The sequence below is a fragment of the Aquabacterium sp. genome, from assembly GCF_029946005.1.
In the GTDB taxonomy this organism is placed as follows: Bacteria; Pseudomonadota; Gammaproteobacteria; order Burkholderiales; family Burkholderiaceae_C; genus Aquabacterium.
In genome coordinates this window covers 306,525-315,791 of the sequence record NZ_JAQSDR010000012.1, presented here as the reverse complement: position 1 = coordinate 315,791, position 9,267 = coordinate 306,525, and the positions used below count along the sequence as shown (strand labels likewise).

Genomic DNA, 9,267 nt, shown 5'->3' with positions numbered 1-9,267 from the left:
AGAAAAAACCTGAATTATTCAAGAAGCGCGTTTATAACCAGCCGGGACTTGACATTTAGCAACTCCCGCCTCCCTGTGGAAGCTAGCTTTCCCTCAGTAAAAAAAAGCGTACTGCTCAATGTTCTGTGCCCCCTTAATGGCGATGGCATCAACTCACCTAACCTCCTAGAGTCACGGCCTTATCAACAAAACGAAACCCAGGAAGCCATGCCTCAAAACCTCATTTCCCTCACCCTGACCCCAGCCGACCACGCTGCCATCGCCGACGCGCTGTCCACGCTCGAAAGCAAGCTGTCCGGTCTGATCTCGCTGAGCACCGACGAGCGCCGCAGCCTGAACAAGATGGGCGAGAAGTCGGAAACCTTCTGCCGCCGCACGCTGGTCGCGATGAACGACAACCCCGGCCTGATCCCGGCGGATGTGGACGTGGCCGAGGCGTTGCGCGACATGGCCCAGCTCGATGCGCTGCGCCCGCACATCGTTCGGCTGAAGAAGCTGATCGGCCGCGCTGAAGACTCCGAGATGGCCTTGGGCAGCGACGCCATGGTCACGTCCTTGGAGGGCTACGCCCTGTTGAAGGCGCTGGGCAAGGGTTCTGGCCTGGACGCCCTGCGCCGCGACATGTCCGTCCGCTTCTCGCGCAAGGCCCGCGCCTCTGAAAGCCCGGCAGCCGCCGCGTAAAGCCCGGCCCGCAAGCATCAAAGCCCCGCTCGCGGGGCTTTTTTCATGGGGCTTCGGGTTGCAGAGCCTTGCGCGCAAGGCTCAACTTGTGGCGGCCAAGGCTCAGGCACCTTGCGCTTCGGGTTCAAAGCCTTGCGCGGCAAGGCAAAAAGACTGGCGCTTGGGGTTCCACCACCTTGCGCGCAAGGCTCGGAGCCTTGCGCACAAGCATCAGATCCCCAAGTCGCAAGGGTGCATCGCCTTGCGGTTCGGGTTCACCATCCCCAAGCGCAAGGCATTTTGCCTTGCGGCCCGGGTTCAGAGGCTTGCTGCTTCGACTCGGCAGTTTTGGCAGCCACTACCTGCAAGTCGGCTGCTCGACTTCATACCCAAGACCGAGGTACAGATGCGTGGCCATCAAATGCACGCCTTCCTGGCTGGTGCATGTCTCCACGCTGGTGACATGCCCTTGCCTGGTTGTCGCGAACAACTGCCGCCCGGCACCTTCTGCGCGCAAGCTCTGGCCAATGGTGGCCGCGCCCACAAACGGCATCTCGGCCCACAACTTGGGCAGGCGCGCGTGGTAGATCACAGGTGGATTGCCAGTGACCTCGTTGGTCGCCAAGGTGTCCGCACCATCAGCCTTGGCGAACTCTTGGGCGGTCAGGCGCTTGCAGCAAACGGGCTGCTGCTTGGCATCAGGATACTGAAAATACACCGTCTGGCCTGCGACCAGTGGCGCAGCCACGATCAGGCTGGCATGTCCAGCTCCATCGAGCTTGATGATTCCGTGCTGGATGTCGCTGCCTGATGCACAGGCCGAGGCTGACGCCCAAAGCAGGCTGACAGAGAGTGCGAATTTAATGTCCATCATCTGACCAGTGAGGAGGATCCGAAACGAGTTTTTCAACACCATAGGTTGCACCAACGGCATGGAGATCGCTCAGCTTTTTGATGTCAACGTCTTTGTCGGAAGCATCTTTGATTTTCTTGCCCACCATGCCGCCAATCGTCATGTCGACGGCAGCCCGCTCTGTGTGGCGAGAGATGAGCGCCGGTGGAAAGACAATCCCATAGCCCTTGACCATCGCAGTGGCGGCCTTCTTTGATTCGTCTGCTGAGTCGTGGACCCAATCGATGTTGACCCCCTCCATGGCAGGCACCTGATCGGCGGTGATCTTGCCCGTTGAGACCTTCGAGCTGTAATGCATGAGGTAAGCCCTCTCTCTTGGCTTGTAGGTCGCCGCAATGCTCACCGTACCACCAGCGGCTTTGACATGACCGAGGCCTCGATGACAACACCGCCGTGATCGGTGTGGTCGCCAAAGACAATGAATGGTCTGCTCATGGCAGCACCTCCCATTCGTTTTAATCGGGGGGCAATGTAGCCCCCCTCGATCATCGAGCTGGCATCCTGCGTTTGCACCGCCCGACGAGCGCTGGCGAGAGCCCCAGCCTCCACCTAAATACCCAGGGAGAAATCGATGCCCAGCTACACCTGTACCGTCGACAAGACCGATGCCTTGAAATACGACGCGCGCATGCTCTCTGAGAGATGGTGTGCAAGCTGGCACCGTCTCGGTCGTCTGGCCCGAGGACAAGGACCAAATCAACGGCCGCGTCGTGGTCGGCCCGTAGTCGGTCAATGCCAATATCCGCGGTCAGTCCTTGTCATATGCCTTGCTGTGGATCGGCTTGACCATGGTTGAGCAAGCGGGCTATCAAAAAATGGACAGGCCCGTTGTCGACCCAACGACAATGTTTGAAGCCAGGGCTTGTTAACACTAAGCCACCCGCCCGTGTCTTTGCCCCTACTGGTCAATCACGGTCACGATGACCTGAAGGAAAAACGAGGCGTCATAGCAAGGCCTGCCATCCTTGTCGTGAATCCGCCAGATCGATGCCACCGAACAATTCTCTCGTGGCGCTGCGAAATCCACTTCCACCCGAACGCATTCGCCGGGGAGTGTGTCGGGGATTTGAACTTCCAGGTTCACGGATCGCAAATGCGCCTGCACCAGCGGCTCAAGCGCACCATCTGTCTTTGCCCGGGAGATGACATATTGCTGGTCTGCCCTCACCAGTCGCCGAGCCAGCCAGGCCACACGGCCGACGTTCTGGATCTCCCACACCTTGCGAAAGGCTTCTCCGCCGCGAACGACGGCGTGATCAGGAATCGTGATGTCCGCATTGAAGACAACAGCATCGTCCAGCACTGATAGTCCTTGGGATCTGCTGGTGTTCACGCCAGGGCGCTTCGCTCGTTGTTCTGGCATGTCCAAATGCACATAGTGCCGAAGCAGCGCTATGGGCGATACCTCCAGCGCGTCGGCCAATCGCACAAGGGTGCCGACCGAGGGGTCGAGTGTTACGCCGTCGGCCAGCTTGTACAGGTAGGTTCGGGCCAGTCCGGCGTCGATGGCAAGGGCTTTGAACGTCTTGCCCAAGTCGCGGGCGCGTTGACGCAGAAGCGCCCGCAGGGCGTCCGCAGACATTGGGAGCTTACTTACCGTGCACTGAGATTGAGAGCTATCACGCCCACCACGATGCAGCCCAGTCCTGCGAAGCGCAACACCGAGATGGTTTCTTGAAACCAGATGATGCCAAGCAAAGCAGTAAGGGCCGTGCCGGCACCGGCCCACACAGCATAGGTCAAGCCCATTTCGAGGTGTTTGACCGCGACGGACATCAACCAGATGGCGCAGGAGTAGCAGGCCACCACGGCGGCAGAAGGCCAAAGTCTGGTGAAGCCCTCGGCATACCGCAGTGCAAGCGTGCCAAGCACTTCAGCGAGTACGCTGGCGGACAGGACAAGCCAAGCGTATGTCTGGGAATTCATGATGAGGCACCTCTCCCGACCCTGCGCCTGTACCGGGCGCGGCCGTGAGACGGCGAAGAGAGCGGTACCTCGAACCAAACCGAGACTAGCGCAAGAGATCTACTCGTTCATGACATCCCGCCAATGCCCTTAAGTTTTCCTCGGATGTATCTGTGAAAGTGCTCCATGCCTGCTTCGAGCTTTTCGTGATACGGGCCGCACTCTGAGGTTCCACGTCGCATCAGCGCATACCGGCCCGCCTGCATGCGCTCTCCGATCTCGTTGTCTTCAACGGCGGTTTCCAGGTAGGCCCTTGCTGCAAGTGAAGCCATCTCGCCGCCGTCTGGCCATTGCGAAAGGTCGGCGGGGTGGTAGTACTCAACAACATTGCGGCACGACAGCGGACCGAGAGGGTAGACCGTCGAAACCACCGTGACAAGCGGATACCACTCGATCATGATGTTGGGGTAAAGCATGAACCACATGGCACCCACGGGCGGTAGGCGTCCGTCGTAATAATTCAGCACTGCCTGATGCCAGGCCTGATAGACCTCGCTGTCGCCAGGCTGGTCCAGTTCCTTGTAGAAGCCCACCGTCTGGACGCTCCACTGGTCGCCGAAGGACCATTCCAGTTCTTCACATGACACGAACCGGCCCAGCCCGGGGTGGAAGGGAGCGACATGGTAGTCCTCCATGTAGAACTCCACGAAGGTCTTCCAGTTGTAGCTGCATTCGTGCACCTCCATGTGTCCAAACTTCATGCCTTCGAACGACAGAAGCTTGGCGTAGCGATCCGGGATTTTCTTCAGGGCATCAGAGGGATCGTCACCGGTGAAGTGCATGCCATTCCATTGGGCGGTGGGGAAGGTTTCGAGCGCCACGCAGGGTTTGGAGGCAAAGCGCGGCGCGGTGAGCAGCTCGCCTGTGCCGGCGTATGTCCAACGGTGCAATGGGCATGAGATGCGATGCGCATTACCCCGGCCCTGCAAGATCGATGACTGCCGGTGCCGACAGACATTGGAAAGCAGACGGATGCCTTGTTCGTTGTGAATCAGCGCAACCCCATTGTCGCGGTGCGGTAGCACGCAGTAGTCATCGCGATTGGGCACCAGCAGTGAGTGGCCTGCGTACTGTGTACCTTTATTGAAAAGGAGATCTTCTTCCGCCTTTAGGAGTTCTTCATCAAAGTAGGCACGCACCGGCAGTTGAGGGTTCAACAGTGCGGGCGCGGCGGACATCGGTGCTTCTGGTTTCCACATGGTCAGCTCCTCCTTGAGTTGACCTTCAGGTTAGGCAGCGAGCTTGATGGGGATGTGATGGTGTGTCTGCTTACGAAGACACGCTAGACCTTTCAGGCTTGAGGAAGGCTAAAAATGGTCTTCGTTCGGAAAACTTCCCAGCTTTCAAAAATCAGGGCCACGTTGAACAAGGCACTGATTTCAAGAAGCGGCCAATGATGGCCGCTTCTTCGAGGCTGAGTAGTGATTTTGAGCCTGCCAGGGCGTGGCTTTCAAGGCCTCAAGCGCGCTTGAGGTCTATAACGGGCGCGCGTGGCGTTCCTGCTCAGCCCTCAGTAGCGAACCTTAGTGAACCCCCAAAGCCGCTTGACCCCCGCGAAGACGTGCTCGACACGGGCCCACGCACTGGTTGGTGAAGTCGTTCGCGTGCGGGGCCTTCAATGCGACCAACGCCTTCTGGCTGGCGTAGGCGCTGTCGCCATACACACGCGGCTCGTTGCTGTGCAACAGATCGGGCAATAAGTGCTTGGCGCGAACATTGGCCGACGTCACCACGACACTGTGAACCGGCCTGGCCGAAAGCTGCGACGCTTCTAAGCTGAAGCTCGCACAAGCCCCCTCTTGATGGTTATTTCCCTCGCCCACCCCAATCCCTAAAGCGCCCTCATCACCAAAAACGAACGCCAGGAGGTCATGCCCCAAAACCTCATTCCCTCACCCTGACCGCAGCCGACCATGCCGCCATCGCCGACGCGCTGTCCACGCTCGAAAGCAAGCTGTCCGGTCTGATCTCGCTGAGCACCGACGAGCGCCGCAGCCTGAACAAGATGGGCGAGAAGTCGGAAACCTTCTGCCGCCGCACGCTGGTCGCGATGAACGACAACCCCGGCCTGATCCCGGCGGATGTGGACGTGGCCGAGGCGTTGCGCGACATGGCCCAGCTCGATGCGCTGCGCCCGCACATCGTTCGGCTGAAGAAGCTGATCGGCCGCGCTGAAGACTCCGAGATGGCCTTGGGCAGCGACGCCATGGTCACGTCCTTGGAGGGCTACGCCCTGTTGAAGGCGCTGGGCAAGGGTTCTGGCCTGGACGCCCTGCGCCGCGACATGTCCGTCCGCTTCTCGCGCAAGGCCCGCGCCTCTGAAAGCCCGGCAGCCGCCGCGTAAAGCCCGGTCCGCAAAGTACCAAAGCCCCGCGCGCGGGGCTTTTTTCATGGGGCTTCGCTTGTTTTGGCCTCACGGTCAATGCTCCGGGACCAAATGTTACCCCTCTGAAATGAGGGGGGCCAGCGGACCCACTCATTCATTGCCCCTGGTAGACAATCAACGACTTATCACAGGGAAAATTCGAATGACAAGTCAATGCCAAGTTCATGGCCTGCCCAGCCTGGCCTCATCGCTGCTCTGCCTGACGCTGTTGACGGTATCGACAGCCCATGCCGATACCACCAGCTACCATCTCACCAAACTTGCTACGCTCGGAAGCTACGTCGACAGCGTCCACGGCTTGAACAATCTTGGCCAGTCCGTGGGTTATTCGAATGGGTTTCCCGTCATCTGGAGTAGCAGCGGCGCAGTGAGTGCCTTGCCTAGGCTTTCCGGGGCGACTTTTAGCAGTGCCCTGGCCATCAATGATGCAGGCACCATCGTGGGCTACTCCGGCGAGAGTGCGGTGGCCTGGGTCGGCGGCAAAGCCATCTCACTCCCTGTGCTGCCCGGCACGACCTATCCCTACAGCGCCTTGGCCACGTCCATCAACCAAGCCGGACAAATCGTCGGGGTCATCGATGGCCGGGCTGTCCTTTGGAACAGTCCGGCTGCAACGCCCATACAGCTGGGCTATGGCGCCGCTCAGGATGTGAACAGCTCTGGAACGGCAGTCGGGTCCCAAACGATCTGGCAGAACGGCCAACAGAGTTACTTGGGGGGCCTGACAAGCTACTACGGCGGCAACAACAGCACCGCGTACTCAATCAACGATGCTGGCGTCATTGTCGGGACATGGTTCGGCGCTGCCGTCAAATGGGTCGATCCTAAACAGCCGATCCAGTTGAACCCGTTGGCCATGCCGCCGGGAGGCTTGCGCAATAGCGAGGCATGGAGCATTAACAATCTGGGGCAGGTTGTTGGCCATTCGGGCTGGTACAACGCGTCGACTGGCAGCACCACGAAATACGCGGTGATCTGGGATGGATTGGATGCAGTCGACTTGAACACGTTGATCCTGCCGGAATATGGCAACTTCGGCACGCTGAGCAGGGCCGTGGCCATCAACGACCAGGGTCAGATCATCGTGAACGGTATCGGCACGACCGGGAACTACGCTACGTATCTCCTGACTCCAGTGGCGGTGCCTGAGCCCTCCACGACCGTGATGACGTTGCTTGGGGTTGCAATGCTCGGCTATGTCGCTCGGCGCCGAACTGCTCGCGCGCGCCACTGAAAGCTCGGCGCCAACCGCTCGAATCCGGGCCCGCAAGGCACCCAAGCCCCGCTCGCGGGGCTTTTTTTTCATGGGGCTTCGGGTTGAACGGCTTCAGCCCCGCAACGTGGTCAGCTGCATGACCAGTTCGTGCAAAGCGGTGAAGGGTTCGGGCGCGGTGTGCGCGTTGAAATATTCACCCAACGCCTGCGCCCGCTGGGTCGCCACCTCCAGCCGACCGCGGGTGATGGCGAACGTACCACCTATGCCCTTCTCGTAGCCGGGGATGTGCTGCCTCAGGCGCGCCATCACCTCGTCCCGATGAATCGGGGCATGAACTTCCTCGTGGTGCAGCAACAGCCACAGCTCAAAACTGGGGATGGATGCGATGGCTTTGAAGCTGACCAGTTGCCTGTTTTCATTGCGCAGCTTGCCGTCCAGTGCTTGTGCCAGATCCAGGGCATTGAAGTAGCTGTCGTGGTCGTCGCGGTCAAACACGGCATAGACCTGGTCGAAGCTTTTGGGGCGAATGCCTCTGTGCAAATCGCCTTCTTCAAAAAGTTGCTGGGCATAACGCACCACCTGGATGGGTGCGGTGCCCAGTTGCCCCGGCTGCACCGCCACGTTGGCAGAATGCAACTGATGGGCTGCGCGAATCTCTTCCAGATACAGCGGCTCGGTTTTACTGCCTTCGGTCACGATCAGGATTCGGGCGTAGCTGGCTCGCCGTGCTTCCTTGGTCTCTTTGCGGCGCAACTGCCGGTCTTTGGCCTGGTTGTCGCGCCCCATCAATGCTTCGCCCCCAAAGCCTCATTGCGCAGAAAAGGCAGCGCGCCGTAGCGGCCTTGCAAGTAACCGCGTTCCAGCGCTTCATTCTTTCGCGGACTGAAGTCGAGCAAGGGGTACAGCGATGAACTTTGATCAGGTCGCTTTTCAACAAACCAGATCTGATCTCGGCGGAACAGGCCATAGGCGTCAAGCAGTGAGGTGTCGTGTGTGGTGAAGACGAGCTGCGCTCCTGCGGTATTGATTTCAGGCCGGTGGAACAAGCGCACCAACGCCTGCACCAGCAAGGTGTGAAGGCTGGTATCCAGCTCATCCACCAACAGCGTGAGCCCCTTGTTGAGGATGTCCAGTATTGGCCCCGCCAGGAACAGCAGATTGCGGGTGCCGCTGGACTCGTCCATCAAATCGAACACGGCCTTGCCATGCTCGGTGACGTGGTGGAACTTCACTTCGTCCACGGTCTGCTCGCTGGCAGAGTCCTCGCGCTTGCCTGCGGGGAGGTCGAAGTGGATGGTGTGAACCATGGCCTGCTTGGTGGCCACCTCGATGTCGGCGATGCTGATGTCGGCGGCACGCAAAAAATCACAAATGGCCGTGCGTTGGGCCTCTTGCTTGAGCATCTGCACTGAGAACTGCGGGGACAAGGGCGTTTGCTCGTTGACGATCACCAGCCGATTGGCGAACCAATCGAACACCGGGCGCAAGGCCTCACTGTTGAGCTGAACGGCCATTGACAGGAACAAGGCATTCGGCCGGGTTGCCCCTTCCCACAGGTTCTTGGCGCCCTTCAAGCCGGAGCCAAACTCATAGACATCCTTGCCGCTTTCGGCATCGAATTGACGCACGAACCAGCGTTGCGGCTTGAATGCCTTGTAGACCAGCAATTGCTCGCTGACGATGCGTTGCGCAGTCATGGCAAAACCATACTGATAGCGCACGCCGTCGATGAGGAACGTGACCTCGAACTCCGTGGGCTGGCTGCCCGATGTCGCATCAAGCTTGAAGGGTTGGAGCCGCACAAAGGTCTGGCCTGGTTGCCGGGCAGCCGATTCCATCACCACGCCACGCATGTATTGCAAGGCCTTGATGAGGTTGGACTTGCCGCTGGCATTAGCGCCGTACACCACTGCACTCTTGAGCAACCGCGGGGTAGCCTTCAAGCCAGTGTCCAGGGCATGGGTGTCAAGCAAGGTCTTGTCGGTGGACGCCACCAGGCTGAGCACCTGCTCGTCGCGCAGGCTGCGGAAGTTCTTTGTACGGAACTCGACAAGCATTGAATTCACCTTTGCAGAAATAATCATAAATTATGCATCTTCAATGCAAATTTATTGATTATTTTATAAT

Annotated in this window: 10 protein-coding genes and 1 pseudogene; 3 read left to right on the top strand and 8 right to left on the bottom strand. The window is 59.2% G+C overall.

The features are described 5' to 3' along the window. The first annotated feature begins 207 nt into the window (after positions 1–207). Complete coding sequence (locus tag PSV38_RS09690) at positions 208–681, top strand: hypothetical protein (RefSeq protein WP_300546924.1); 474 nt, start codon at positions 208–210, stop codon at positions 679–681. A gap of 337 nt (positions 682–1,018) precedes the next feature. Here the strand turns inward: PSV38_RS09690 and PSV38_RS09685 are convergent, their stop codons facing one another. The 6 genes and pseudogenes from PSV38_RS09685 to PSV38_RS09660 form a co-directional block, all read right to left on the bottom strand. Next, on the bottom strand, positions 1,019–1,531 hold the full coding sequence (locus tag PSV38_RS09685; protein ID WP_300546922.1) for a hypothetical protein: 513 nt from the start codon (positions 1,529–1,531) through the stop codon (positions 1,019–1,021). Then, positions 1,521–1,871, bottom strand: a complete 351-nt coding sequence (locus PSV38_RS09680) for a hypothetical protein (RefSeq protein ID WP_300546920.1) — start codon at positions 1,869–1,871, stop codon at positions 1,521–1,523. The genes PSV38_RS09685 and PSV38_RS09680 overlap by 11 nt, the downstream gene beginning before the upstream one ends. A gap of 600 nt (positions 1,872–2,471) precedes the next feature. Further along, a complete protein-coding gene (locus PSV38_RS09675; protein WP_300546918.1) occupies positions 2,472–3,155 on the bottom strand; it encodes an NBR1-Ig-like domain-containing protein in 684 nt (227 codons plus the stop codon). An 11-nt stretch (positions 3,156–3,166) separates the two neighbouring features. Beyond that, positions 3,167–3,499: a multidrug efflux SMR transporter gene (locus PSV38_RS09670; RefSeq protein WP_300546916.1), complete on the bottom strand. Its 333-nt coding sequence runs from the start codon at positions 3,497–3,499 to the stop codon at positions 3,167–3,169. Positions 3,500–3,606: 107 nt separating this feature from the next. Further along, a complete protein-coding gene (locus tag PSV38_RS09665) occupies positions 3,607–4,737 on the bottom strand; it encodes an aromatic ring-hydroxylating dioxygenase subunit alpha (RefSeq protein WP_300546914.1) in 1,131 nt (376 codons plus the stop codon). Between the two features lie 314 nt (positions 4,738–5,051). Further along, a pseudogene (locus PSV38_RS09660) lies at positions 5,052–5,280 on the bottom strand (IS5/IS1182 family transposase); the annotation flags it as partial. 263 nt (positions 5,281–5,543) lie between these two features. Here PSV38_RS09660 and PSV38_RS09655 point away from each other — a divergent pair. Then, on the top strand, positions 5,544–5,882 hold the full coding sequence (locus PSV38_RS09655; RefSeq protein ID WP_300546912.1) for a hypothetical protein: 339 nt from the start codon (positions 5,544–5,546) through the stop codon (positions 5,880–5,882). 184 nt (positions 5,883–6,066) lie between these two features. Next, positions 6,067–7,158, top strand: coding sequence for a PEP-CTERM sorting domain-containing protein (locus PSV38_RS09650; protein WP_300546910.1), 1,092 nt, complete (start codon positions 6,067–6,069; stop codon positions 7,156–7,158). A 93-nt stretch (positions 7,159–7,251) separates the two neighbouring features. Here PSV38_RS09650 and PSV38_RS09645 read toward each other — a convergent pair whose 3' ends face one another. Both PSV38_RS09645 and PSV38_RS09640 read right to left on the bottom strand, forming a co-directional pair. Next, a complete protein-coding gene (locus PSV38_RS09645) occupies positions 7,252–7,926 on the bottom strand; it encodes an RloB family protein (protein ID WP_300546908.1) in 675 nt (224 codons plus the stop codon). Further along, positions 7,926–9,197 carry an ATP-binding protein gene (locus PSV38_RS09640; protein WP_300546906.1) on the bottom strand — a complete coding sequence of 424 codons (1,272 nt, stop codon included), beginning with the start codon at positions 9,195–9,197 and terminating at the stop codon, positions 7,926–7,928. Before PSV38_RS09640 ends, PSV38_RS09645 begins: the two co-directional genes overlap by 1 nt. Between the last annotated feature and the right edge of the window lie 70 nt (positions 9,198–9,267).